This is a genomic window from Streptomyces broussonetiae, assembly GCF_009796285.1.
Classification (GTDB): domain Bacteria; phylum Actinomycetota; class Actinomycetes; order Streptomycetales; family Streptomycetaceae; genus Streptomyces; species Streptomyces broussonetiae.
The window spans coordinates 4,093,724-4,117,816 of the sequence record NZ_CP047020.1; the positions used below are offsets into that span (position 1 = coordinate 4,093,724).

A 24,093-nucleotide genomic window follows, 5' to 3' on the forward strand; every position below is an offset into this window, starting at 1 on the left:
ACAGATCGCAAAGGCCCCTCCCGGGCATCCGGGAGGGGCCTTTCACAGCTGCTCGGTATCGCCGCTCGGCACCGGTTCAGTGCGCGCTGAGGACCGCCGGCCGCCGGGAGGCGATGACCCGCTTCGCCAGCGACTTCGGGCTGGTCAGGAAGCCCCAGCCCCACGACATGTGCATGGTGGCCAGGGCCACCGGGATCTGCAGTCGCGCCTTCAGGGGCAGGCCCTTGCCCGCCGGGAGGGAGCCCGCGGCGATGGCCGCGAGATAGCCGCCGGGGATGACGAGGCCCCACGGGGTGAGGGCCGCGCCGACCACGACGCCCGCAGCTATCGCGCACACCGCCGTCGGCGGGGCGAGGTAGCGCAGGTTGATGGAGCCGGAGTGGTAGCGGGCGACGACATGCCGCCAGCGGCCGTAGTCCTTGTACTGCTTGGCCAGCGCCTTCACCGAGGGCCGCGGCCGATATGACACCCTCAGCTCGGGCGAGAACCAGATCAGTCCGCCCGCCTCGCGGATGCGGAAGTTCAGCTCCCAGTCCTGGGCGCGGATGAACTCCTCGTTGTAGCCGCCCTGCTGCTCCAGCGCCTCACGGCGGAAGACGCCGAGGTAGACCGTCTCGGCGGGGCCCGCCTCGCCGCCCGTGTGGAAGGCCGCGTTGCCGACGCCGATCTTCGAGGTCATGGCCGCGGCGACCGCGTGCTCCCAGTCGTTCTCGCCCTCGGCGTGCATGATGCCGCCGACGTTCTGCGCGCCGGTCTCCTCCAGGAGCCGGACGGCGGTGGTGATGTAGTTCGGCGAGAGCATGCCGTGGCCGTCGACACGGACCACGATCGGGTGCCGGGAGGCCTTGATCGCCGCGTTCAGTGCCGCGGGCGTACGGCCGGTGGGGTTCGGGACGGTGTGCACACGCGCGTCTTCCGCCACGAGCTGAGCCGCGATCTCGTCCGTGCGGTCCGTGGACGGACCGAGAGCGATCACGACCTCCATCTCGCCGGCGTACTCCTGCGCGAGGATCGCTTGGACGGCCCCGCGCAGATGCCGCTCCTCGTTGAGGACGGGCATGATCACGGAAACAGCGGGGAGCCGCACGTCGGGCTTGGAGTTCATAGGGGGCTCACGTTACCGCGAACGGGGGACAGCGGTGCGCGCCGCCGGGGCGTAGGACCGGGCAGGAGATCGTATCGGCCTACCGTGCTCACGGATCCCACGTACGGCCTCGCCCGGAGGTGTCCCCCTTGGCCAGCCCGCCCCGGTCCCCCGCGCGTCCGCAGCGCCGACCCCAGCCGCCCCGCCGTGTGCCGCACCCGCCCGAGCAGCCCGTGCGATCCCTGCGTACACCCCGACGGCCGCGCTGGGCGATGCGGGCGGTCTCCACGCTGTCCGTGGTGGTGCTCGCCTCCGCCGGGATCGGGCACGCGGTGATCAGCAGCCTGGACGCGGACATCGCCCGGGTGGACGCGTTCAAGGACATGAAGAACCGCCCCCGCGCGGGACACGGCATGAACGTGCTGCTGGTCGGCACCGACGGTCGCGACAAGATCACCGAGCATGAGCGGCGGGCCTTCCGGCTGGGCGGGGCACCCTGCCACTGCACTGACACCATGATGATCGTGCACATCTCGGAGAACCGGGACCGGGCCACCGTGGTGAGCCTGCCGCGCGACTCCTACGCCGAGGTACCCGCGCAGACCGACCAGGCCACCGGACGGCAGCGCGCGGCGCACCCGGTCCGGCTGAACGCCGCCTACTCCGAGGGCGGCCCGCAGCTGACCGTCCGCACGGTCGAGAACATGACCCATCTGAAGATCGACCACTATCTGGAGGTCGACTTCACGAGTTTCATGAAGACCGTCGACGTCCTCGGCGGAGTGAAGGTCTGTACGCCGACCCCGCTGAAGGACGCGTACAGCGGCCTCGACCTCGCGCCCGGCACGCACACGCTCATGGGCGGGCAGGCGCTGCAGTACGTACGGGCCCGGCACCTCGACGCGACGAGCGACCTGGGCCGGATGAAGCGGCAGCAGCGGTTCCTGGCCGCGCTGATCGAGAAGGCCGCCTCCTCGGGGGTGCTGCTGAACCCGCTCAGGTTCCGGGACGTGACCCGGGCGGTGCTCGGCTCGGTCCGCGCGGACGAGGGCTTCGGCACCGACGAGCTGCTCGACCTCGGGCGGGCCATGCGGGACTTCTCCCCGTCCTCCTCGGAGTTCGTCACCGTGCCCATCGGCCGGATGGACTACGAGGTCAAGGGGATCGGCTCGACCCTGAAGTGGGACCCGGTCAAGGCGGACCAGCTGTTCTCCTCGCTGCGCGACGACAAGCCGCTCACCGCGGACCAGCCGCACCCGGGCCCGGCGCGGGCCGCGGTGGCGCCGGTGGAGGTGGACCCCCGGCAGATCCGGGTCCAGGTGGAGAACGGCACCGGCACGGCGGGGCTCGCCAAGCGGGTCGACGCGGCGCTCGCGGCGACGGGCTTCGCGACGAACCACCTGCCGGTGACGGCCTCGGCCCATGACGCCAAGCGCACGGTGATCACGTACGACCCCGACTGGGACCGCTCCGCCCGCGCCCTGGCCGCGGCCCTGCCGGGGGCCGAGCTACGGGCCGTGCCGGGGCAGGGCCCGCTGCTCAAGGTGACCGCCGGAGCCGACTTCAAGGACGTGCACAAGGTCCGTTTCGAGGATCCCGCCCAGCCGCAGCCGGCCGCCGTGCGCGGCAGCCAGGTGGTGTGTTCCCTCACCTGAGGGGCCCCCTCGGCCGGGACATGCGCCGGCACCAGGGTCCTCGGGTCTGCCCGGCGGATCAGGTCGCAGGAAAGCCACGGCGCCCCTTCAACGACGTACTCGGGCCGGGGCCCGCATGGCATCGCGAGGCAGGCGGGAGTTCGACGACAGGACCTAGCTGGGCCTCTACTCCTCGAACCCCTCCGCCGCCCTCTGCTCCCGCAGCTCCCGGATCGCCCGGCGGCGGGCCAGCCGGTGGGTCCGGCGGATCTGGGCCTCCTGGTAGCGGCGGCGGTCACGGTCGGTCTCCGGGAGCACCGGCGGGACCCGGCGCGGCTTGCCGTCGGCGTCGACGGCGGCGAAGACCAGGTAGGCCGATCCGACCTGGGTGGGTGGGGCCGACTCGTTCCAGCGTTCGGCGAGGACCCGGACGCCGACCTCCATGGAGGTCCGGCCGGTCCAGTTCACCTGGGCCTTCACATGGACCAGGTCACCGACGCGGACCGGCTCCAGGAAGGCCATCTCGTCCATGGACGCGGTGACGGCGGGACCGCCGGAGTGCCGGCCGGCCACCGCGCCCGCCGCGTCGTCGACCAGCTTCATGATCACACCGCCGTGCACCGTCCCCAGCAGGTTGGTGTCGTTGTGGGTCATGATGTGACTGAGAGTGGTGCGGGAGGCGGACGTGGGCTTGCCTGGAATGTCCGCTTCCATGGCCGGTTCCGTGTCCGTGACCTGGTCTGTCATGCCGTCCACCTTATGCCGAGGCGGCGATCGCGGAATTTGTGTTGGCTTCGCAACAGCGTCGCTCCTATTTCCCGACAGCCCTTGTGAGGCACCTGGCGGCGCCCTGCACACTGGGGCGCATGAATGACTGGCCCGAGGGATGGTCCGACAACAATGGCGGACCCCGGTACGGACGCGGAAGCGCCGGCGCGCAGCCGGAGGGCGCGCGTGCGATGCGTCAGGTGCGGCGCGGCCCGGCGGTACCGCCCGGGCAGCGCTCCTACGGCGACCCCGGCCCGGCGGCACCGCCGTACGGAGCCGGTGTCCCGCAGCAGCCGTCGTACACGGACGGCCAGGGATACGACGAAGGCGCCGGCTACGACAGCGGCTACAACACCGGGCAGGTGTACGGCGGCGGCCACCGCGGCGGCGGCTTCGTACCCAACGACAACGACCCGGACCCGGAACTCCAGCGCTACCGGCAGCGCCCGAACTGGCGGCGCCGGATCAAGTGGATCGCGATCACGCTGGTGACCGTGGTGGTCGTCACATCCGTCGCGACCTACTTCTGGGCCGACTCCAAGCTGCGCCGCGAGGTCGACCTGTCCCAGGTGATCGACCGTCCCGCGTCGGGCTCGGGCACGAACTACCTGATCGTCGGCTCGGACAGCCGCGAGGGCATGACCAAGGCGGACGAGAAGAAGCTGCACACCGGTGCCGCCGAGGGCAAGCGCACGGACTCGATGATGATCCTGCACGTCGGCGACAACGGCGACACGCTGGTCTCGCTGCCGCGCGACTCCAACGTGACCGTCCCGTCGTACAAGGGCTCGACGTCCGGGAAGGTCTACCCGGCCCAGGGCCGTCAGGAGAAGCTCAACGCGACCTACGCCGAGGACGGCCCGACGCTGCTGGTCCGCACGATCGAGGCCAACACCGGTCTGCACATCGATCACTACGTGGAGATCGGCTTCGAGGGCTTCGCGAACATCGTCGACGCGGTCGGCGGCGTCCAGATGACCATCGACAAGGGCTTCAAGGACAGCTACTCGGGCGCGAACTTCCAGGCGGGCACGCAGACCCTGAACGGCCAGCAGGCCCTCGCCTTCGTCCGCACCCGGCATGCGTTCGCCGCCTCCGACCTGCAGCGCACCAAGAACCAGCAGAAGTTCCTGTCGGCGCTGGCCCACCAGGTGGCCACCCCGTCGACGGTCCTGAACCCGTTCAAGTTCTACCCGGTGATGGGCGCGGGCCTGGACTCCCTGATCGTCGACAAGGGCATGTCCCTGTGGGACCTGGGCTCGATGTTCTGGGCGATGAAGGGCGTCCAGGGCGGTAACGGCACGTCCCTGAACATGCCGATCTCCGGTTCCGTCGGCGGCAACCTCGTCTGGGACAAGGCGAAGGTCAAGACCCTGGTGGACGAGCTGAACAACGACCAGAAGGTCACCGTCACCGGCAACTGACCGACGGCCCGGGGGCCGAGGGCATGCAGAGATCGAGGGCACCCGCGCGGACGCGGGTGCCCTCGATCGCGTGCGGGCGAGCGTCACATCTTGGCGCCCGCCATGGCGCGGCACATCTCCGCCGCGCTGCGACACGCGTCCGCACAGCGCATCATCTGCGGGTCGTCCGGCATCGTGCTACACGCCTCGACGCACATGTCGCACGCCCTGGCGCACATCGCGCACATGTCGCCCACCATGGGTGAGCGGCGCATCATCATGTCGGCGCACATACGGGTCGTCTCGGAGCAGTCCATGAGCGCCCGCATGATCTTCATCTGGACCTGGCCGCCCATCTGCATGCAGGAACTCATGGTCTCCTCGCACATGCGGTGCGCGGTCATGCAGGCGTCGACGCACTCCTGCATCTGCTGCGTCATGGGCGTCATCGTTCCGGGCTGGGTCATGGCTCCTCCTGGGGAGGCGGGGATCCGGGGCGGGTCCCGTGTGCTTCCGTCCTACGTCCCCGAGCCCCGCCCCGCATGTGACCGACCGGTCGGCAGGCACCGCCCGGGAAACGGAAAGGCGCCCCGCAGGGCGCCTTTCGTCGGACGGTGCAACCCCCTTGCCGTTACGGCAGATTGCGGGCCATGACGATCCGCTGAACCTGGTTCGTGCCCTCATAAATCTGGGTGATCTTGGCGTCACGCATCATGCGCTCCACCGGGTAGTCACGGGTGTAGCCGTAGCCGCCGAGCAGCTGGACGGCGTCCGTGGTGACCTCCATCGCCACGTCCGAGGCGAAGCACTTGGCGGCGGCGCCCAGGTAGGTGAGGTCGGCGTCGCCGCGCTCGGAGGCGGCGGCGGCCTGGTAGGTGAGGGCGCGGGCCGCCGAGATCTTCATCGACATGTCCGCGAGCATGAACTGGATGCCCTGGAAGTCGGCGATCGCCTTGCCGAACTGCTTGCGCTCCTGGACATAGCCCTTGGCGTAGTCGAAGGCGCCCTGCGCGACACCGAGCGCCTGGGCGGCGATGGTGATGCGGGTGTGGTCCAGGGTCTTCATGGCGGTGGCGAAGCCGGTGCCCTCCGCGCCGATCATGCGGTCGGCGGGTATGCGGACGTTGTCGAAGTAGACCTCGCGGGTCGGGGAGCCCTTGATGCCGAGCTTCTTCTCCGGGGCGCCGAAGGAGACACCCTCGTCCGACTTCTCGACGACGAAGGCGGAGATGCCCTTGGTGCGCCTGTCCGGGTCGGTCACGGCCATGACCGTGTAGTACTCGGAGACGCCCGCGTTGGTGATCCAGCGCTTCACGCCGTTGAGGACCCAGTGGTCGCCGTCGCGCACGGCCTTGGTCTTCATGCCGCCCGCGTCCGAGCCCGCGTCCGGCTCGGAGAGGCAGTACGAGAACATCGCGTCGCCCTTGGCGAGCGGGCCCAGGTACTTCTTCTTGAGTTCCTCGGAGCCGGAGATGATCACGGGCAGCGAGCCGAGCTTGTTGACCGCCGGGATCAGGGAGGAGGAGACGCAGGCACGGGCCACCTCCTCGATCACGATGACTGTCGCGAGGGCGTCGGCGCCGGAGCCGCCGTACTCCTCGGGGACGTGCACCGCGTGCAGGTCGTTGGCGACGAGGGCGTCGAGGGCCTCCTGCGGGAAGCGGGCCTCCTCGTCCACCGCCGCGGCGTACGGCGCGATCTTCGCCTCGACCAGGGAGCGGATGACGTCGCGGAGCATGTCGTGCTCCTCGGACGGGCGGTACAGGTCGAAGTCAGCCGATCCGGCCACGGTCTCTCACGCTCCAAAGACGCAGTGATACTGACGCTAATTACCGTTAAGTAACTCAAATTTTAGAGGCCGGTCCGCAGGACGCCTACGTGAGCTACGCGACAGCAGGGAAATTGCCCGGCGAGGGGCCCGACTATGCTCAGGGCCGCATCACCGACGTACGGAGCTGGAGCGCACCCATGAGCCTGAAGATCACCGTGATCGGCACCGGCTACCTCGGCGCCACGCACGCCGCGGCCATGGCGGAACTCGGTTTCGAGGTGCTCGGGCTCGATGTCGTACCCGAGAAGATCGCGATGCTGGAGCGCGGCGAGACCCCGATGTACGAGCCGGGGCTCGAGGAACTGCTCCGCAAGCACGTGGTGGGCCTCGAGGGCTCCACCGGGCGGCTGCGGTTCACCACCGACTGGGCCGAGATCGGCGCCTTCGGTGACGTCCACTTCGTGTGTGTGAACACCCCGCAGAAGCACGGCGAGTACGCCTGCGACATGTCCTACGTCGACTCCGCGATCGCCTCGCTCGCCCCGCACCTGCACCGACCGGCCCTGGTCGTCGGCAAGTCGACGGTGCCCGTCGGCTCCGCCGAGCGGCTGGCCGTCCACCTCGCCGAGAACGCCCCGGCAGGTGGCGACGCCGAGCTGGCCTGGAACCCGGAGTTCCTGCGCGAGGGCTTCGCCGTCGAGGACACCCTGCACCCGGACCGGATCGTGGCGGGTGTGCGCGGCGAGCGCGCGGAGAAGCTGCTGCGCGAGGTGTACGCCACCCCGATCGGCGAGGGCACGCCGTTCGTCGTCACCGACTTCCCGACCGCCGAGCTGGTGAAGACGGCCGCGAACTCCTTCCTCGCGACCAAGATCTCCTTCATCAACGCGATGGCGGAGGTGTGCGAGGCCGGCGGCGGTGACGTGGCGAAGCTCGCGGAGGCCATCGGGTACGACGACCGGATCGGTGCCAAGTTCCTGCGCGCCGGGATCGGCTTCGGCGGCGGCTGTCTGCCCAAGGACATCCGGGCGTTCATGGCCCGGGCGGGCGAGCTGGGCGCCGACCAGGCGCTGACGTTCCTGCGCGAGATCGACTCCATCAACATGCGCCGACGCGGCCAGATGGTCGAGATGGCCCGGGAGGCGCTGGGCGGCGGCTCCTTCCTCGGCAGGCGGATCGCGGTGCTCGGCGCCACCTTCAAGCCCGACTCGGACGACGTGCGCGACTCGCCCGCGCTGAACGTGGCCGGCCAGATCCACCTCCAGGGCGGGCAGGTCACCGTGTACGACCCCAAGGGCATGGACAACGCCCGCAAGGTCTTCCCGACGCTCGGTTACGCCGGCTCGGCGCTGGAGGCCGTCCGGGGTGCCGACGCCGTGCTGCACCTGACCGAGTGGCGCGAGTTCCGCGAGCTGGACCCGGCGGCGCTCGGCGAGGCCGCGCCGGCCCGTCTGATCCTGGACGGCCGCAACGCCCTCGACCCGCAGCTGTGGCGCCGCGCGGGCTGGACGTACCGTGCGATGGGCCGCCCGACCGCCTAGGCACACAGCGCGACGCCGGTTCGGCCGAGGCTCAGTCGGCCGAACCGGCGTCTTCGCGCATTCTGCACCACGGGCCAATTGCGTGGCCGGTCAACTCCCTGTGTTTTAGCGTGTGCTTGCCCGCCGAGAGCAGGGAGGACCCCATGGCGCCCGTCGCCCGTCTGCGTAACGTCGTGCTCGACTGCCCCGATCCGCTCGCGTTGGCCGCCTTCTACGCGGCCGTGGCCGGTGGCACCCCCCGGCCCGAGGACGAGGAGTGGGTCGTGCTCCAGGTCCCGGGCGGTCCCCGGCTGGGCTTCCAGCGGGCCGAGGGGTACACCCCGCCGCAGTGGCCGCGCGCGGACCGCAACGGGCAGCAGTTCCATCTCGACTTCGACGCCGGCCCCACCTGGGCCGACGTCGACGCGGCGCACGAGCGGGTGCTCGCGCTGGGCGCCCGTCCGCTGGATCTGGAGGACCGGGAGACCAAGGACTTCCAGGTGTACGCCGATCCGGCCGGGCATCCGTTCTGCCTGTGCCGGATCGACCACGCCTGAACTAGGAGTGGTCCAGCTCCGCCCGCTTCGCGTTCGACGCCTCCCTGCGGTCCTGCGCGGCGCGGGCCATGAAGTCCGCGCTGCGCAGGACCCGTTGGACGTTCCCCCAGGCCAGCAGGGACAGTTCGGTCTCGGACCAGCCACGGCGCAGGAGTTCGGCGATCAGGTGGGGGTAGCGGGAGGCGTCGGCGAGGTCACGGGGGTGGACGGCGCCGGAGTCGTAGGTACCGGACAGGCCGACGCACTCCGGGCCGGCCACGTCGCGGACGTGGTCGAGGTGGTCGGCGACGTCCCTGATCGTCGGCCCGGTCTGCTCTGCGGTCAGCGGCACCATGCACAGCCCCTTCGCCTCCCCCAGCGCCACGAGCAGCCTGTCGGGCAGGTTGGCCGGATGCGGGCGCAGCTCGCGGGCGGCGGATCGGGTGCACAGCACCGGGGTCTTGGACAGGGCGAGGGTGCGCTCGGCAGTGGCCGCGGAGGCGCCGGAGACATCGGCGAGCACGCCGAGCCGGTTCATCTCGCGGACCACCTCCTCGCCGAACCGGCTCAGCCCGCGCTCGCCCGCCCAGGCCGTGCCCACGAGGCTGAGGACGCGTACGCCGAGGGTGTGCAGGATCCGCAGGACGCCGAGGGAGTCGTCGAGTGCGCCGGCGTGGGCGGGCCCGGGCACCACGGCGACCCGGCCGCGGTTGCGGGCGTCGATGACCTCCCCGGCGGTGCCCGCCAGGCGCAGCCCGTCCGGATGGGCCTCGACCACCGAGCGCACCTGGTCCAGCAGCTCCAGGGTCGCCGCCGTCGCCCGGTCGCCGCCGGGCCCCTCGGGCAGGTGCAGCGACCAGAACAGCACGCCGACGTGCCCCTCGCGCATCCGGGGCACGTCGGTGTCGACGGCGGCCTCGCCCAGCTCCAGGTCGTACCAGGGCAGATGGCGCAGCGCCCAGGGCAGTCCGCTGTAGCCGTCGGCCACCGGGTGCTCGGCGAGCAGGGCGTGGGCCTGTACCAGGAGTGCGTCGAGCGCGTCCTGTGTGAAGGGGTCGTCCGGCAGGCCCTCGTCCGCGCCGACCTCGGTGGTCGTGGGGATGTCGTGCTGGAGGTCGGCCATGGCGGCTCCGTACGTCGTGGACTACGTCGGTCGTGAGCTACGTCGTGATGTGGCTGGCGTACCGACACGGTCGCACGGAGGCAACGAGAGCTTCCTGGTGAGTGGGGCGTTCGGGGGTACGGCGGTCAGCTCTCGCAGGCCGTGCGGATCACCTCGTCCAGCGTCTCGCGGGAGCGCACCAGGTCGGCGATCATGCGGTCGATGCGGTCGCGCTCGGCGGTGAGGTCCTTGACCAGGCGCGGGGTGGCGATCGTGGAGGGGCCGCCGTCCTGGTCGCGCATGCAGGGCAGCAGCTGCCGGATCTTCTCGCTGTGCAGCCCGGCCGCGTACAGCTCCTGGATCCGGATGACCCGGTCGACGGCACGCTCGGGGTAGTCGCGGTGGCCGCCGGGGGTGCGCTCGGCGACGAGCAGGCTCTGGGTCTCGTAGTAGCGCAGCGAGCGCTCGCTCACGCCGGTGCGCCGGGCCAGTTCACCGATCCGCATGTCGGCCTCCGCCGGAAGGGGGCTTGAATCTGACATCAGTGTCAAGTTCTACCGTGCCGGCATGACGCAGACAACGGACTCCACGGACTTCCTGGCCCCCGCCCGGCTCGGCCGGCTCGCCCTCCCGAACCACCTCGTGATGGCCCCGCTCACCCGGAACCGCGCCGAGGCCGACGGCACCCCGGGCGACCTGATGGTCACGCACTACGCCCAGCGCGCCTCCGCCGGACTGATCATCGCCGAGGGGTCGACGCCGAACGCGGTCGGGCAGACGTACCCGGACATCACCGCGATCCACACCGACCGGCACGTGGCCGGCTGGCGGCGGGTCACCGACGCGGTGACGGCGGCCGGCGGGCGGATGTTCCTCCAGCTCCAGCACGGCGGCCGGGTCGGTCACCCGGCGACCACGGGCCTGGCCCCGGTGGCGCCCTCCCCGCTCCCGCTGCCGGAGACGATCTTCACGGCCGGCGGGCACCGGCCGGCCGCCGTCCCGCGCGAGATGACGGCCTTCGACATCCGCGCCACGATCGCCGACTTCGCCGCCGCCGCGCGCCGGGCCGTCGAGGCGGGCTTCGAGGGCGTGGAGGTGCACTCGGCCAACGGGATGCTGCTGCACCAGTTCCTCGCCGACAACACCAACCGCCGTACGGACGCCTACGGCGGCTCCGTCGAGCGGCGCGTGCGGTTCGCGGCGGAGGTGACCGAGGCGGTGGCCGACGCGATCGGCGCCGACCGGGTGGGCATCCGGCTCTCCCCCGCCTCCACCGTCAACGGCGTCCACGAGGACGACACCGGCGGCCTCTACGCCGCGCTCCTGGACCGGCTGAAAGGGCTGGACCTCGCCTATCTGCACCTGGTGCGCTCCGACCCGCAGGCCGGCTGGTACCGGCGCATCCGCGCCGACTGGCCCGGCGTGCTGATCGGCAACCCGGATCTGACCGACCTGTCCACCCGGGCCGTGACCCGGGCGTCCCGGGAGATGCTGGCCGCCGGAGCCGATCTGGTGGCGCTCGGCCGCCCGTTCCTCGCCAACCCGGACCTGGTCGAACGACTGCGCCTCGGCGCGCCGCTCAACCCGGTCCGGGACCGGTACTTCATGTACGTGGGCGGGGCCGCCGGCTACAACGACTACCCCGCCCTCGCGGGTCAGGCGACGCCGTCGAGCGACTCGATGGTGGCGTTGGACGGCGCCCGCCTCGCCTGGAGCGAGCGGGCCACGTCCTCCGCGGCGCCCAGCACCCGCACCGCGTTCTGCCAGGTCAGCTTGGCCAGATCGGCCTTGGACCAGCCGCGCTCCAGCAGCTCGGCGAGCAGGTTCGGGTAGCCGGAGACGTCGCTGAGGCCGTCCGGGGTGAACGCGGTGCCGTCGTAGTCGCCGCCGATGCCCAGGTGGTCGATGCCGGCCACCTCGCGCATGTGGTCCAGGTGGTCCGCCACCGTGGAGACCGTGGCGATCGGGCGCGGGTGACGCTCCTCGAAGGCGCGGTGGATCTCCATCGCCCGCGGGCTGGAGTCGAGGTGGTGCAGACCGTGGGCGCGCATGTTGTCGTCGGCCGCCGCCGTCCAGTCGACGGCGGCCTGGAGCACGAACTTGGGCACGAACGTCACCATCGCCACGCCGCCGTTGGCGGGCAGCCGCTCCAGGACGTCGTCGGGGATGTTGCGCGGGTGGTCGCACACCGCGCGTGCGGAGGAGTGCGAGAAGATCACCGGCGCGGACGTGGTGTCCAGCGCCGCGCGCATGGTCGTCGCGGCCACGTGGGACAGGTCGACGAGCATGCCGAGGCGGTTCATCTCGCGCACCACCTCACGGCCGAAGGCGGACAGCCCGCCGGCCTTGGGCTCGTCCGTGGCCGAGTCCGCCCAGTCGTTGTTGTCGTTGTGGGTGAGCGTCATGTAGCGCACGCCCAGCCCGTACAGACCGCGCAGGGTGCCCAGCGAGTTGTCGATCGAGTGACCGCCCTCCGCGCCCATGAGGGAGGCGATACGGCCCTCGGCACGCGCCGCCTCCATGTCGGCGGCGGTCAGCGCGGCCCGCAGATCGGCGGGGTGCCTCTCGATCAACTGCCGTACGCAGTCGATCTGTTCGAGCGTCGCAGGCACCGCGCCCGGCAGATCCGAGCGCACGTACACCGACCAGTACTGCGCCCCGACCCCGCCCTCGCGCAGCCGCGGGATGTCCGTGTGCAGATGCTCGTTCTGGTGTCCGGCGATGTCGCGGGCGTCGAGGTCGTAGCGGACCTGTTCGCGCAGCGCCCACGGCAGGTCGTTGTGGCCGTCGACGACCGGGAACTCGCGCAGCAGCGCGTGGGCTTGCTCGAGGGGGGTCATCGGCGTCACTTCCCGAAGCCGAAGTGGCCCTGGCTCTCGACCTTGGAGCGCAGCCGCTTGCCCTTCTCGGTGGCCTGGTCGTTGAGGTCCTGCTGGAAGTCACGCATCCTGTGCAGCAGGTCCTCGTCGTGCGCGGCGAGGATACGGGCCGCGAGGAGCCCGGCGTTGCGGGCACCGGCGACGGAGACGGTGGCGACCGGGACACCGGCCGGCATCTGCACGATGGACAGCAGCGAGTCCATGCCGTCCAGGTACTTGAGCGGCACCGGCACGCCGATGACCGGCAGCGGGGTCACGGAGGCGAGCATGCCGGGCAGATGGGCGGCACCGCCCGCACCCGCGATGATCACCTTCAGGCCGCGGTCGGCGGCCTGCTCGCCGTACGCGACCATCTCGCGGGGCATGCGGTGCGCCGAGACGACGTCGACCTCGTACGCGATCTCGAACTCGTCGAGGGCCTTGGCGGCGGCCTCCATGACGGGCCAGTCGGAGTCCGACCCCATGACGATGCCAACAACAGGGCTCATTCGGTGATGGTGCCTCTCAGGTAGCCGGCAGCGTGACGGGCGCGCTCCAGCACGTCGTCCAGGTCGTCGCCGTAGGTGTTCACGTGTCCGACCTTGCGGCCGGGCTTCACGTCCTTGCCGTACATGTGGATCTTGAGCTTGGGGTCGCGGGCCATGCAGTGCAAGTACGCGGAGTACATGTCCGGGTAGTCACCACCCAGGACGTTGACCATCACGGTCCACTTGGCGCGCGGGCGCGGGTCGCCGAGCGGGAGGTCGAGGACCGCGCGGACGTGGTTGGCGAACTGGCTGGTGATCGCGCCGTCCTGGGTCCAGTGGCCCGAGTTGTGCGGGCGCATCGCCAGTTCGTTGACGAGGACGCGGCCGTCGCGGGTCTGGAACAGCTCCACGGCCAGATGCCCGACGACTCCGAGTTCCTTGGCGATGGTCAGGGCCATCTCCTCGGCCCTCAGCGCGAGGGCCTCGTCCAGGTCGGGGGCGGGCGCGATCACGGTGTCACAGACGCCGCCCACCTGCTGCGACTCCACCACCGGGTAGGCGACGGCCTGGCCGTGCGGGGAGCGTACGACGTTGGCGGCCAGCTCGCGGACGTAGTCGACCTTCTCCTCGGCGAGGACCGGGACACCCGCGCGGAACGGCTCCGCGGCCTCCTCGGGGGTCTCCACGACCCACACGCCCTTGCCGTCGTAGCCGCCGCGCACGGTCTTGAGGACGACCGGGAAGCCGTCCCCCTCCGCGGCGAACCGGACCACGTCCTCCGGATCACTGACGATCCGGTGCCGTGGGCACGGGATGCCGATCGCGTCGAGCCTCGCGCGCATCACGCCCTTGTCCTGGGCGTGCACCAGCGCGTCGGGCCCCGGGCGCACGGGGATGCCGTCCGCCTCCAGGGCCCTGAGATGCTCGGTGGGTACGTGTTCGTGATCGAAGGTGATCACATCGCACCCGCGCGCGAAGTCACGCAGCGTGTCCAGATCGCGGTAGTCGCCGATGACGACATCGCTCACGACCTGCGCCGCGGAATCCTGAGGGGTGTCACTGAGAAGCTTGAACCTGATGCCCAACGGGATGCCTGCCTCGTGCGTCATACGCGCGAGCTGCCCCCCGCCGACCATGCCGACTACCGGGAACGTCACGCCTATAGCGTATCGGCCACGCAGGGGCGACCGGATCGCGTCCCTCTCACGGCCTCTTACCGCCGACTTCCCGACCTCTTCCCGGACTGTTTCCCAGCTGTGGCCTGGAGCGCAGGCGTACGGCGATTCGGGTGGTTAGCATGGCTGGGCTGACGAAACCTACCGACGGGAGCTGCCCAGCTATGGAACCTCGTTCCTCGGGGCTGCAACGACTCGTGCGCGAGGTGGCCAAGTTCGGCACCGTCGGTGTCGCGGGCATCTTTGTCAATCTCGCTGTCTTCAACCTGGTGCGACACGCCTCCGACCTGCCGGTCGTGCGCGCGAGCATCATCGCGACCGTGGTCGCCATCGCCTTCAACTACGTCGGTTTCCGTTACTGGACGTACCGGGACCGTGAGCGGAGCGGGCGCACCAAGGAGCTGACCCTCTTCCTGTTCTTCAGCGCGATCGGCCTCGTGATCGAGAACGGCGTGCTGTACGCGGCGACCTACGGCATGGGCTGGGACAGCTCGCTGCAGAGCAACATCTTCAAGTTCGTGGGCATCGGCGTCGCGACGCTGTTCCGTTTCTGGTCGTACCGCACCTGGGTGTTCCGGGTGCAGCCGTCCCAGGAGGCGGAGTCCATCCTCGCGGCGGAGTCCAAGAAGCCGATGCCCGAGCCGGAGCCCAAGACCCAGCGGGTTCCGTAGCCGGCACTCCCCAGAGGCGCGGGGAACTGTGCAAGCAGCCACGACGGCCGCCGCGGACAAGCGGCGGCCGTCGTGGCTTCGCCGTCTCCGCCTCCGCCCTCCCGGCGCAGCGCTCAGCGCACCGTCGGCCGTTCCTCGTCCGTCTTGCGGGACGGGGGCGTGCGGGAGAGGAACAGGCCGAAGACCGGAGGGGTCGTCTGCAGGAGTTCCAGGCGGCCGCCGTCGGCCTCGGCGAGGTCGCGGGCGACGGCCAGACCGATGCCCGTGGAGTTGCGGCCGCTGATCGTGCGCTCGAAAATGCGCGCGCCCAGGTCGGCCGGGACGCCAAGACCCTCGTCGGTGACCTCGACCACGGCCTGGTTGCCGGTGACCCGGGTACGCAGCGCGACCGTGCCGCCACCGTGCATGAGCGAGTTCTCGATCAGTGCGGCCAGCACCTGCGCGACCGCGCCCGGTGTGCCGACGGCCTGCAGATGCCGCTTGCCGGAGCTGACGATGGCCCGGCCGACGTTGCGGTAGGCGGGCCGCCACTCGGCGAGCTGCTGCTGGATGACCTCGTCCAGGTCGAAGGTGACGGCGGAGCCGGTGCGCGGGTCGCGGGAGTTCGTCAGCAGCCGCTCGACCACGTCCGTGAGCCGCTCGACCTGGGTGAGCGCGACGTTCGCCTCTTCCTTCACGATCTCGGGGTCATCCGTGAGGGTGATTTCCTCGAGCCGCATCGAGAGGGCGGTCAGCGGGGTCCGCAGCTGGTGGGAGGCGTCGGCGGCCAGGCGCCGCTCGGCGGTCAGCATCCGCCCGATCCGCTCGGCCGAGGAGTCCAGCACATCGGCGACCCGGTCCAGCTCGGGGACGCCGTACCGCTTGTGCCGCGGGCGCGGGTCGCCGGAGCCGAGGCGTTCGGCGGTCTCGGCGAGATCGGTCAGCGGGGTCGAGAGCCGATTGGCCTGGCGTACGGCGAGCAGGACGGCGGCGACGACGGCGAGCAGCGCGACCAGGCCGATGATCAGCAGGGTACGGCCGACCTCCCGGGTCACCGCGGAGCGCGGCTCCTGCACGGTGACCGTCTCGCCCTCCTCGCCCTGCTGGGTGGCGTGGATCACATCGCCCTGCGGCTTGGTGCCGATCTCTATGGGCGCCTGGCCGGGCATGCGGATGACCGCGTACTGCTCCTTGCTGACCGGATTGCGCAGCACGTCCGCATTGACGTTCTCCGCGGCGAGGATCCGGCTGTCCACGATGCTGGCCAGCCGCACCGCCTCGGAATCCACCCGCTCCTGGGCACTGTTGCTGATCGTCCGGGTCTCGACGATCACCAGGGAGACGCCGAAGACGGCGATCACCACGAGGACGACGGCGAGGGTGGACTGGATGAGACGTCGGCGCATGTTCCGTTACCTGCGGTGATCGCTGAGCCCCGGGGAGGGCTCAGCTCTTCTCGAAGCGGAAGCCCACGCCTCGTACGGTGGCGATGTAGCGAGGGTTCGCCGCGTCGTCGCCCAGCTTCTTGCGCAGCCAGGAGATGTGCATGTCGAGGGTCTTCGTGGACGACCACCACGTGGTGTCCCAGACCTCGCGCATCAGCTGGTCGCGGGTGACGACCCGGCCGGCGTCGCGCACCAGCACCCGCAGCAGGTCGAACTCCTTGGCGGTGAGCTGCAGTTCCTCGTCGCCCATCCAGGCGCGGTGCGACTCGACGTCGATCCGCACCCCGTGGGTGGCCGGCGGCTGCTGGGGCTCGGCGGCGCCGCGCCGGAGCAGCGCCCGCACCCGGGCGAGCAGTTCGGCGAGCCGGAAGGGCTTGGTGACGTAGTCGTCGGCGCCCGCGTCGAGGCCGACGACGGTGTCCACCTCGTCGGCGCGCGCGGTCAGGATGAGGATCGGCACGGTGTGGCCGTCGGCCCGCAGCCGGCGGGCGACCTCCAGGCCGTCCATACCGGGCAGCCCCAGGTCCAGTACGACCAGGTCGACGCCGCCCTGCATTCCGGCGTCGAGCGCGGTGGGTCCGTCCTCGCGCACCTCGACCTCGTAACCTTCCCGGCGCAGGGCGCGGGCCAGCGGCTCCGAGATGGACGCGTCGTCCTCGGCGAGCAGTACACGGGTCATAGAGGTGATGGTAGACCGCTCGCACACTCTGCTGGGGTGTGATCGCTTCCCGGAACTCTTACCTTGCTGAACTGCTGGTACGAACCATCGGTCCGGAGATGCGATCGTAGGGGAGACCTTCGAATCCGGTTCCGCGGTTCCCCCAACACCTGTGATCCGCGTCTCAAGTCCTTCCATATCCGGCAGTGTCCTGCCGTACAGTGACGTGAACGCCTGTAGTACATCCGGGGACCTTTGGCGGGCATCTGACGCTGAAGGTCTCTTTTGTGTACGGGTTGGCAAGCGCCAGCCTCGAAAGGAATGACCTCTGGCCGGGCCCCGGACGCATCGTCGCGTCGGGGCGTGGATCCCGGTGGTCGCCGTCCGCCGCTTCCGTGATCCGGAGACGGACTCCCCCCGGGCGTGGGGGTGGACGACCGACCCTGCCGGTGCCGGCCGCACCCCCACCGGGCGCGCAACGCTCCAGCAGCGCGTCCCGACCAGCAAGGAACGACCATGGCGTCCAGCCTGACGAAGGACTCGGTCCGCCCGGGCACCCCCGGCTCCGAGAAGACCTTCTTCGGCCACCCCCGCGGCCTGGCCACTCTCTTCATGACCGAGATGTGGGAGCGCTTCTCCTACTACGGCATGAGGGCCCTGCTTCCGCTGTACCTGGTGGCCCCGGGTGGCCTGCATCTGAGCGCGGGCACGGCAACCGCGATCTACTCGGTGTACGTGTCGCTCGTGTACCTGCTCGCCCTTCCCGGCGGCTGGTTCGCCGACCGCGTGCTCGGCCCCCGCAAGACGGTCGCCGTCGCGGGCCTGATCATCATGCTCGGTCACCTGTGCCTCGCACTGCCCGTGGCCGCCAGCTTCTTCGTCGGTCTCGGCCTCGTCGCCATCGGCTCGGGTCTGCTGAAGGCCAACATCTCCACGATGGTCGGCCACCTCTACAAGGGCCCGGACGACCCGCGCCGTGACGGTGGCTTCACTCTCTTCTACATCGGCATCAACGTCGGTGCCTTCGTCGCGCCGCTGGTCATCGGCACCGTCGGTGAGAACGTCAACTGGCACCTCGGCTTCGCGCTGGCCGCGCTCGGCATGGCGCTGGGTCTGGCCCAGTACCTGCTCGGCGGCCGTCACCTGAGCGAGCAGAGCAGCAAGGTCCCGACCCCGCTGACGGCCCAGGAGAAGTCCGCCACCCTGCGCAAGGGCCTGATCTGGCTGGCGATCGCCGCGGTCTTCTACGGCGTCGTCGGCGGCACCGGCCACTTCACCCTGAACTGGGCGCTGATCCCGCTCACGGTCATCGGCCTGATCGTGCCGATCCTGGTCATCGCCCGCATCCGCCGGGACAAGGACCTGGACGCGGGCGAGAAGTCGAAGGTCTCGGCGTACATCTGGTTCTTCGTCGCCGCCGCCGTCTTCTGGATGATCTACGACCAGGGTGGTTCGACCCTGTCGCTGTTCGCCGACAGCAGCGCCAAGAACTCGATCCTCGGCTGGGGCTTCCCGGTCTCCTGGTACCAGTCGGTCAACCCGGTCATGATCATGGCCCTGGCGCCGGTCTTCGCCTGGCTGTGGCTGTGGCTGAACCGGCGCGGCAAGGAGCCGAGCACGATCGTGAAGTTCGCCTCCGGTCTGGTGCTGATCGGCGCGTCCTTCTTCCTCTTCCTCGCCCCGCTGTCGATCGCCGACGGCGGTCACAAGGCCGCGGCGATGTGGCTGGTCGCGATCTACTTCGTGCAGACCATCGGTGAGCTGACGCTGTCCCCGGTGGGTCTGTCGGTGACGACGAAGATGGCGCCGAAGAAGTACGCCTCCCAGATGATGGGTGTCTGGTTCCTCGCGGTCACCGCGGGCGACTCGATCACCGCGCTGGTGTCGAACCCGGCCGTCGGCGGCATGAACCTCGACAAGCAGGGCTTCGTCGCCCTGGAGGCCGTGCTCGCCGTGCTCGCCGGTGCGGCGGTGTGGATGTACCGCAAGAAGGTCAACAAGCTGATGGGCGACGTGCACTGACGTAGCTCCCCGAAGCCCGAGGAGGGCCATCGCGTCTCCGGATGCGATGGCCCTCTTTCACATGTCCGGGCTCAGCGCGTCCTGCGTCCCGGCATGAACGTGAACACCGCGCCGCCCAGCAGGATCGCCGTGCCCGCCACCAGACCGAGTGCCTTGAGCGCGCCGTGGTCGCTCGCGCCCGTCTGGGCGAGGCCGCCGGAGCCGCCGCTGGTGCTGCCGCCGCTCGAGCCGCCCGAGGTGGACGTACCGCCCGAGGCGCCGCCCGGCTGCTGGCTGGTGTCCAGGGTCAGGGACACCTGCGTCCTGGTCGGTGTGCACGTCGTGGTCGTCCCGAGCGCCTTGACCGTCAGCACGCCCGGGGACAGCGTCGAAGTGCCGCTGGCACCGGGCTTGTAGGTGCCGGTGAGGTTGGGGATGGTGATCGGGTCGCCGGACTTGATGGGGTTCGCGTTGGTCGGCCCCTCCACGTGCACCGTGCCCTTGTCGGCGCCGCCCAGCGCCACCTCCATGGACGGCTTCACGGAGTTCGCCGGGATGTCGGCGGGGCTGTCCATCACGGACTTCTTGAACTCCACGGTGACGTCGAAGTTCCCGCCGTTCTTCTTCGCGTTGATCTGCACCGGCGAGGTCGCGCTCTTGTCGCCGATCGGGGTCTTGCAGGCGTACGGGATCTGCACCTCCTTGCCCGTGAAGTCGCTCTGCCCGCCGCTGCCGCCGGAGGACGTGGCGGTGGGGGTGGCCGACTGGGTGGGTGTGCCCGACTGGGTCGGGGTCGTCGACTGCGTCGGTGTCGGCGTCGTACTGGACGTGCCGCCGCCGGTCACCTGGATCGTCGCCGCCTTCTGGACGGTCTCCTTGGGCGTGCACTTGGTGTCGGTCGACATCGCGTTGACGGTGTAGGCGTCCGGCGTCAGCGTCACCTCGCCGGCGCTCGTCAGCTTCAGGCTGCCCTTCATGTCGGACAGCACCATGTCACCGCCCTTGGGGATCGCGGGGTTCTGCCGCGGGCCCTGCATGGCGATGTCGGCGCTCTGCGCGCCGGCCGCCTTCAGCACCCCGGAGGGCTGGACCGAGTTCGCGGGCAGGTCGATGATGTTCGGATTCTTGGAGGCGGCCTGGACGAACTTCCACACGACGTCCACCGTGTCGCCGACCTTCGCCGTGGCCGGCGCGGTGATCTCGACCTTGGTGGTGCCGTCGACGGGAGTGATGCCGGCGGGCGGCACACAGTGGGTGGCGAACGACACGTCGGCCGCCTGTGCGGGGGTCGCGGCGAGGCCCAGCAGGACGCCCGCACCGCACAGCGCCAGCGCCGCGCCCGCGGCCGTACCTCTCCTTCGGATGCTCACGTGGGTCCCTTCGTGGTGGGAGTCGTAGGACTCGACGGGCTGTCGGTGTGCGGTGCGGAGAGCCGGCCGGCCGGGCCGCCCGGGACGGAGTCCGGGGTGAACCACGGCAGGGCCGGAGTCGAGGGGGGCTGCTCTTCGGCGTCGGCGCGCAAGCCCGGCAGTGGCAGCCGCAGGGCGGGCCGGGGCAACCGCCAGGGGCCGGTGCGGCTCACGTCGCTGTGACGGGCGCCGGTGCGGCGGGCGCCGCCCGGGCGGTGCGGCCGTAGCCGGTCCACGACGGCCATGCCGATGCGGAACAACGCGGCCGGGATCACCAGGCAGAGCAGGATCCAGAACAGGGTCACGCCCCAGGGACGGGCCACGCCCCAGGGCTGCTCGGCGAGCACCTTGCCGTCGTACTTCAGGGACACGGTGTAGTCGCCGTGGGCCCCGGCCGTCAGCTCGACCGGCAGCTTGACCTGCGCCTTCCTGCCGGGTGCGAGGGTGCCCTGCCACTGCTGGTCGTCCCACTGCGGGGCGAAGACGCCGTGCGCCGAGCCGACCTGGAACACCGGGTCCTTGATCGTGCCCAGGCCGGTGTTGCCGACGGTGAGGACCAGGGACCGGCTCGGCGGCGCTCCGAACCAGGTGAGCAGACCGCTCGAACCGGACAGCCGGGTGTCGGACAGGATCGCCAGCCGGCCGCCGGAGTCCTCGGCGGGCAGCGGCGCGACCGGATGCCCGGCGACGTCCAGGACGGCGTCCGCCTGCGCCGCGGTCCCGGTGACCGTGGCCACGTGCACCACACAGGGACAGGGCACGGGCGGTTCGGCGACCGGGAGTGCGCGGCTGAAGGATCCCTGCGCGTCGGTGGTCACGGCCCGCCCGTCGCCGTTGGCGCAGGAGTTGGTGCCGCCGATCACGCCCCGGGAGGGGGTGGCCCGTCCGCAGATCAGCAGCATCAGCAGTGTGTGCGACCGCCAGCCGGTCCCGCTGACGGTGACCGAGCCGCCGGTACCGGCCTGGGTCGCCGACAGCTGCACCGTCGGCCCGTCCGCCGCGGTCGCCGGGGTGCCGAGCGGGAGCAGGAGCAGCGCGAGCACCGCCAGGCACGTGGACAGCCGCAGAAGCCTTGCCGTTCCGCTCACTTCGCCACCCCTTCCGTCAACTCGTGCTCTGGGCAAGGGAGTTCCTGTACCGGGGCACCCCGCGGCCCGATGGACGCCCTGCTTCGGCGGCGGCGTACGGCGAGCACCGCGCCCGCCCCGGCCAGCGCCGCGCCGCCCGCCTCCGCCATCCCCGGCCAGGGCACGAACCGTGCCGACACGGTCGCCGTGTCGTGCGCCCCGCCCTGCGCCGTGACCGTCAGCCGTACGTCGACGGCGTCCAGCGCGGGCCGGCCCGGCCACGGCTCGGTCAGCTTCCGGCGCGCACCGGGGCTCAGCCGGACCGGGAGCGTGCGCGGGGCACGGTCCAGGACCCGCCCGAACACACCGTCCGCGCGCACCGCGAGGGTCGGCACAAGGACGGTCGTACCGCGGTTGACCAGGTCGTACGTCATGCTGTGGGCATGTACGGCGAGGTGCTCGACGGTCAGCGCCGCGAGCACCGGACCGCCGACGCGCAGCCGGACCGGGACACTCGCCGTGCGCCCGCGCGCGTCCCGTACGACGACGGCGCCGGAGCGGACGCCGGGCGTGGCCGCGGTCGGCACGGTCACCGTGAAGGGCACCTCGGCGCGGGTCCGGGCGGGAACGCGCAGCCCCTGCCCGGCCTTCCGGGCGAAGACGGTCCGCAGGCCGGTACCGAAGAACCGTACGACGACCGGCGCGCGCCCGGAGTTGGTGACGGTCACCGTGTCCTGCAGGACCGTTCCGGGCGTGCCCTCGGCGTAGAAGGACGGGCGGGCGCCGCCCGCGGGCGCGGCGGACCAGTCCGTGGCCGCGCCCGTGTCCGCGGCGGCACGGGGTGCCGCGCCCAGCGCGGTGAACAGCAGGCACAGGGTCACGGGCAGGGTGCGGGCGACGGACGGCATGGGCGGCTCCAGCGGTGGCCGGGGTGCGGCGGCGGACGGCTCGGCCGCGGGTCGTGGGCCTGGGGTCAGCGGCGTAGGGACTGGCCGCGCCGGGTCAGCCACAACGTGCCCGCCGCGCCGGCGAGGAACACCGTGGCGCCGAGCGTGCCGAGGGCGACCGCCGAGTCCTGCGGGCCGGTCTGCGGGAGCTGTCCGCCGGAGGACGACGACGCGGAACCACCGGAGGACGAGGAGGAGCCGCCCGAGGACGACGAGGAGGAGCCTCCGGAGGACGAGCCGCCGCCGGCCGCCGTCACGTCGAGCGTCAGTCCCGGCCCCGGGCTGTTGGTCGGCGTGCAGGTCGTGGTCGTACCGAGGGCCTTGATGGTGAGCGTGCCCGGCGTGAAGGTGACCTTGCCGGTCTTCTTCGGCGTGTAGGTACCGCTCAAGTCGCTGATCTTGATGGGGGTGTTGGCAGGGATCGCGGCCGCGTTGGGCGGACCGCTGACCGGCAGCGTGCCACTGTCCGCACCGCCCAGCACGATGGTGGCGCTCGGGCTCATCGCGCCCTTGCCCAGCTCGACCGGGCTGGAGGACACGCCCTTCTGCCAGGACATGGTGATCTTGTAGCCGCTGCCGCTCTTGACGCCCTTCATGTCGATGGGCGAGACGGCGCTCTTGATCCCGATCGGTGTCTGGCAGCGGTAGTTGACGTCGATGACGTCGGCGTGGGCCGCCGGCGCGGCCAGCAGCACCACCGAGCCGGCGAGCGCCGCGGCGGACGCGAGCGCGGCGGTTCGTTTCGGGTACGACACGGTCGGTCCACCCCATTCATTCCTGACGACACATCAGATTCGGCCGTCAAGGTACGCCCGGGGTCGCAAGGAGGGAAGACAAGGCGCACGGAGGATCTGTGACGATGCGAGCGCCCCGGAGGGGAGCGCCCCAAGGGGAGCGGGGAGCCGTACGAGCCACCACAGACGCGCCCGCGCCCGAAGACGACGGACACCCGGACGGCACCGAACCGCCCTCAGAGCGGAGCGCCCAGCTCCGCCCACACCGTCTTTCCCGCCCGCCCCGGAACACGTACGACACCCCAGTCCAGGCACAGCCGCTGCACGATGAACATGCCGTGACCGCCGGGGCGGCCGGCGCGGTGCGGAGTGCGCGGGGCGGGCTCGCCGGTGCCACGGTCGGAGACCTCCAGCCGGAGCACCTTGTCGTAGCGGACGAGGACGAGTTCGTCGGGACCCTCGGCATGCAGGCAGGCGTTGGTGACCAGTTCGGAGACGACGAGCAGCACGTCCTCGCCGGCGGCCCGCTGGTCGGCGGTCGCGGCGGGCAGCCAGCCCCAGGCGTACAGCGCCTGGCGGGTGAAGTCGCGGGCGAGCGGGACGACCCCGCTCTCCCCCTCCAGTACGAGACGGCGGACCTGCCGGCCGCCGGTGCCCGCGATGCCGTCGACGGAGCCGGACGACACGGACGACGCGGCTGCCCCCGCGGGCGCGCCCATGCTCGGCGCACCCTCCTCGGACACCCCGGCAGCGCCGCCCGGCTCCGGGCCGCGGTCGCCCGGCGAGCAAGGCCGGGTGGTGCTCATCAGCGCTTCACCTCACCGATCCACCAGTTTCACAATT

The 24,093-nt window shown here is 71.1% G+C and carries 22 protein-coding genes and 1 pseudogene; 7 read left to right on the forward strand and 16 right to left on the reverse strand.

All coding sequences use genetic code 11. The annotated features are described in order from the left end of the window. Positions 1 to 76: 76 nt before the first annotated feature. Positions 77 to 1,105: a glycosyltransferase family 2 protein gene (locus tag GQF42_RS18875; protein WP_158921448.1), complete on the reverse strand. Its 1,029-nt coding sequence runs from the start codon at positions 1,103 to 1,105 to the stop codon at positions 77 to 79. A 128-nt stretch (positions 1,106 to 1,233) separates the two neighbouring features. Here GQF42_RS18875 and GQF42_RS18880 point away from each other — a divergent pair, with 128 nt between their 5' ends. Further along, a complete protein-coding gene (locus GQF42_RS18880; RefSeq protein ID WP_446447336.1) occupies positions 1,234 to 2,739 on the forward strand; it encodes an LCP family protein in 1,506 nt (501 codons plus the stop codon). Positions 2,740 to 2,904: 165 nt separating this feature from the next. Here GQF42_RS18880 and GQF42_RS18885 read toward each other — a convergent pair whose 3' ends face one another. Continuing rightward, a complete protein-coding gene (locus GQF42_RS18885) occupies positions 2,905 to 3,465 on the reverse strand; it encodes an acyl-CoA thioesterase (protein WP_158921450.1) in 561 nt (186 codons plus the stop codon). A gap of 119 nt (positions 3,466 to 3,584) precedes the next feature. On the opposite strand from GQF42_RS18885, the gene GQF42_RS18890 reads away from it, so the two are divergent. Continuing rightward, on the forward strand, positions 3,585 to 4,910 hold the full coding sequence (locus GQF42_RS18890; protein WP_158921452.1) for an LCP family protein: 1,326 nt from the start codon (positions 3,585 to 3,587) through the stop codon (positions 4,908 to 4,910). Between the two features lie 83 nt (positions 4,911 to 4,993). On the opposite strand, the gene GQF42_RS18895 is transcribed toward GQF42_RS18890, so the two are convergent. Continuing rightward, entirely contained in the window at positions 4,994 to 5,356 is a 363-nt protein-coding gene (locus GQF42_RS18895) for a four-helix bundle copper-binding protein (RefSeq protein ID WP_158921454.1), read from the reverse strand. 164 nt (positions 5,357 to 5,520) lie between these two features. Continuing rightward, on the reverse strand, positions 5,521 to 6,678 hold the full coding sequence (locus GQF42_RS18900; protein ID WP_158921456.1) for an acyl-CoA dehydrogenase family protein: 1,158 nt from the start codon (positions 6,676 to 6,678) through the stop codon (positions 5,521 to 5,523). A gap of 179 nt (positions 6,679 to 6,857) precedes the next feature. Here GQF42_RS18900 and GQF42_RS18905 point away from each other — a divergent pair, with 179 nt between their 5' ends. Then, the gene (locus GQF42_RS18905) at positions 6,858 to 8,201 is read left to right on the forward strand and encodes a UDP-glucose dehydrogenase family protein (protein ID WP_158921458.1); all 1,344 of its coding nucleotides are present in this window, start codon (positions 6,858 to 6,860) and stop codon (positions 8,199 to 8,201) included. 143 nt (positions 8,202 to 8,344) lie between these two features. Beyond that, positions 8,345 to 8,737 (forward strand): VOC family protein, encoded by a 393-nt coding sequence (locus GQF42_RS18910; protein ID WP_158921460.1) that lies wholly within the window; start codon positions 8,345 to 8,347, stop codon positions 8,735 to 8,737. 1 nt (position 8,738) lies between these two features. Here GQF42_RS18910 and GQF42_RS18915 read toward each other — a convergent pair whose 3' ends face one another. Together GQF42_RS18915 and GQF42_RS18920 are read right to left on the reverse strand one after the other, a co-directional pair. Continuing rightward, positions 8,739 to 9,839 carry a dipeptidase gene (locus GQF42_RS18915; protein ID WP_158921462.1) on the reverse strand — a complete coding sequence of 367 codons (1,101 nt, stop codon included), beginning with the start codon at positions 9,837 to 9,839 and terminating at the stop codon, positions 8,739 to 8,741. A 125-nt stretch (positions 9,840 to 9,964) separates the two neighbouring features. Then, positions 9,965 to 10,324: a MerR family transcriptional regulator gene (locus GQF42_RS18920; protein WP_158930306.1), complete on the reverse strand. Its 360-nt coding sequence runs from the start codon at positions 10,322 to 10,324 to the stop codon at positions 9,965 to 9,967. Positions 10,325 to 10,385: 61 nt separating this feature from the next. Here GQF42_RS18920 and GQF42_RS18925 point away from each other — a divergent pair. Next, positions 10,386 to 11,468, forward strand: a pseudogene (locus GQF42_RS18925) (alkene reductase); the annotation flags it as partial. Between the two features lie 5 nt (positions 11,469 to 11,473). Here GQF42_RS18925 and GQF42_RS18930 read toward each other — a convergent pair. From GQF42_RS18930 to GQF42_RS18940, 3 genes are read right to left on the reverse strand one after another with little or no spacing between them, the layout of a single operon-like run. Then, on the reverse strand, positions 11,474 to 12,658 hold the full coding sequence (locus tag GQF42_RS18930; RefSeq protein ID WP_158921464.1) for a dipeptidase: 1,185 nt from the start codon (positions 12,656 to 12,658) through the stop codon (positions 11,474 to 11,476). Between the two features lie 5 nt (positions 12,659 to 12,663). Next, positions 12,664 to 13,185, reverse strand: coding sequence for a 5-(carboxyamino)imidazole ribonucleotide mutase (gene purE / locus GQF42_RS18935; RefSeq protein ID WP_158921466.1), 522 nt, complete (start codon positions 13,183 to 13,185; stop codon positions 12,664 to 12,666). Continuing rightward, positions 13,182 to 14,321 (reverse strand): 5-(carboxyamino)imidazole ribonucleotide synthase, encoded by a 1,140-nt coding sequence (locus tag GQF42_RS18940; RefSeq protein ID WP_158921468.1) that lies wholly within the window; start codon positions 14,319 to 14,321, stop codon positions 13,182 to 13,184. The genes purE and GQF42_RS18940 overlap by 4 nt, the downstream gene beginning before the upstream one ends. Before the next feature lie 182 nt (positions 14,322 to 14,503). On the opposite strand from GQF42_RS18940, the gene GQF42_RS18945 reads away from it, so the two are divergent. Beyond that, entirely contained in the window at positions 14,504 to 15,010 is a 507-nt protein-coding gene (locus GQF42_RS18945) for a GtrA family protein (protein WP_158921470.1), read from the forward strand. A 113-nt stretch (positions 15,011 to 15,123) separates the two neighbouring features. On the opposite strand, the gene GQF42_RS18950 is transcribed toward GQF42_RS18945, so the two are convergent. Beyond that, on the reverse strand, positions 15,124 to 16,395 hold the full coding sequence (locus GQF42_RS18950) for an ATP-binding protein (RefSeq protein ID WP_158921472.1): 1,272 nt from the start codon (positions 16,393 to 16,395) through the stop codon (positions 15,124 to 15,126). A gap of 40 nt (positions 16,396 to 16,435) precedes the next feature. Then, positions 16,436 to 17,113: a response regulator transcription factor gene (locus tag GQF42_RS18955; RefSeq protein WP_020940464.1), complete on the reverse strand. Its 678-nt coding sequence runs from the start codon at positions 17,111 to 17,113 to the stop codon at positions 16,436 to 16,438. A 495-nt stretch (positions 17,114 to 17,608) separates the two neighbouring features. On the opposite strand from GQF42_RS18955, the gene GQF42_RS18960 reads away from it, so the two are divergent. Further along, positions 17,609 to 19,114, forward strand: coding sequence for an oligopeptide:H+ symporter (locus tag GQF42_RS18960; protein WP_158921474.1), 1,506 nt, complete (start codon positions 17,609 to 17,611; stop codon positions 19,112 to 19,114). Between the two features lie 71 nt (positions 19,115 to 19,185). Here the strand turns inward: GQF42_RS18960 and GQF42_RS18965 are convergent, their stop codons facing one another. The 5 genes from GQF42_RS18965 to GQF42_RS18985 all read right to left on the reverse strand — a co-directional run bounded on the left by GQF42_RS18965 (position 19,186) and on the right by GQF42_RS18985 (position 24,056). Further along, positions 19,186 to 20,463 (reverse strand): hypothetical protein, encoded by a 1,278-nt coding sequence (locus GQF42_RS18965; protein ID WP_407699499.1) that lies wholly within the window; start codon positions 20,461 to 20,463, stop codon positions 19,186 to 19,188. Further along, positions 20,460 to 21,590, reverse strand: coding sequence for a hypothetical protein (locus GQF42_RS18970; protein WP_158921476.1), 1,131 nt, complete (start codon positions 21,588 to 21,590; stop codon positions 20,460 to 20,462). The genes GQF42_RS18965 and GQF42_RS18970 overlap by 4 nt, the downstream gene beginning before the upstream one ends. Further along, entirely contained in the window at positions 21,587 to 22,477 is an 891-nt protein-coding gene (locus GQF42_RS18975; RefSeq protein WP_199272721.1) for a COG1470 family protein, read from the reverse strand. The genes GQF42_RS18970 and GQF42_RS18975 overlap by 4 nt, the downstream gene beginning before the upstream one ends. Positions 22,478 to 22,542: 65 nt before the next feature. Next, on the reverse strand, positions 22,543 to 23,271 hold the full coding sequence (locus tag GQF42_RS18980) for an LPXTG cell wall anchor domain-containing protein (RefSeq protein WP_158921478.1): 729 nt from the start codon (positions 23,269 to 23,271) through the stop codon (positions 22,543 to 22,545). A gap of 215 nt (positions 23,272 to 23,486) precedes the next feature. Next, complete coding sequence (locus GQF42_RS18985) at positions 23,487 to 24,056, reverse strand: ATP-binding protein (RefSeq protein WP_158921480.1); 570 nt, start codon at positions 24,054 to 24,056, stop codon at positions 23,487 to 23,489. Positions 24,057 to 24,093: the final 37 nt, after the last annotated feature.

Excerpts from the sequence above, each read along its gene's own strand:
- GQF42_RS18875 (WP_158921448.1), bottom strand. The coding sequence starts at position 1,105 with ATGAACTCCAAGCCCGACGTGCGGCTCCCCGCTGTTTCCGTGATCATG.
- GQF42_RS18885 (WP_158921450.1), bottom strand. The coding sequence starts at position 3,465 with ATGACAGACCAGGTCACGGACACGGAACCGGCCATGGAAGCGGACATT.
- GQF42_RS18890 (WP_158921452.1), top strand. The coding sequence starts at position 3,585 with ATGAATGACTGGCCCGAGGGATGGTCCGACAACAATGGCGGACCCCGG.
- GQF42_RS18895 (WP_158921454.1), bottom strand. The coding sequence starts at position 5,356 with ATGACCCAGCCCGGAACGATGACGCCCATGACGCAGCAGATGCAGGAG.
- GQF42_RS18905 (WP_158921458.1), top strand. The coding sequence starts at position 6,858 with ATGAGCCTGAAGATCACCGTGATCGGCACCGGCTACCTCGGCGCCACG.
- GQF42_RS18910 (WP_158921460.1), top strand. The coding sequence starts at position 8,345 with ATGGCGCCCGTCGCCCGTCTGCGTAACGTCGTGCTCGACTGCCCCGAT.
- GQF42_RS18915 (WP_158921462.1), bottom strand. The coding sequence starts at position 9,839 with ATGGCCGACCTCCAGCACGACATCCCCACGACCACCGAGGTCGGCGCG.
- GQF42_RS18920 (WP_158930306.1), bottom strand. The coding sequence starts at position 10,324 with ATGCGGATCGGTGAACTGGCCCGGCGCACCGGCGTGAGCGAGCGCTCG.
- GQF42_RS18930 (WP_158921464.1), bottom strand. The coding sequence starts at position 12,658 with ATGACCCCCCTCGAGCAAGCCCACGCGCTGCTGCGCGAGTTCCCGGTC.
- purE (WP_158921466.1), bottom strand. The coding sequence starts at position 13,185 with ATGAGCCCTGTTGTTGGCATCGTCATGGGGTCGGACTCCGACTGGCCC.
- GQF42_RS18945 (WP_158921470.1), top strand. The coding sequence starts at position 14,504 with ATGGAACCTCGTTCCTCGGGGCTGCAACGACTCGTGCGCGAGGTGGCC.
- GQF42_RS18950 (WP_158921472.1), bottom strand. The coding sequence starts at position 16,395 with ATGCGCCGACGTCTCATCCAGTCCACCCTCGCCGTCGTCCTCGTGGTG.
- GQF42_RS18955 (WP_020940464.1), bottom strand. The coding sequence starts at position 17,113 with ATGACCCGTGTACTGCTCGCCGAGGACGACGCGTCCATCTCGGAGCCG.
- GQF42_RS18960 (WP_158921474.1), top strand. The coding sequence starts at position 17,609 with ATGGCGTCCAGCCTGACGAAGGACTCGGTCCGCCCGGGCACCCCCGGC.
- GQF42_RS18975 (WP_199272721.1), bottom strand. The coding sequence starts at position 22,477 with ATGCCGTCCGTCGCCCGCACCCTGCCCGTGACCCTGTGCCTGCTGTTC.
- GQF42_RS18985 (WP_158921480.1), bottom strand. The coding sequence starts at position 24,056 with ATGAGCACCACCCGGCCTTGCTCGCCGGGCGACCGCGGCCCGGAGCCG.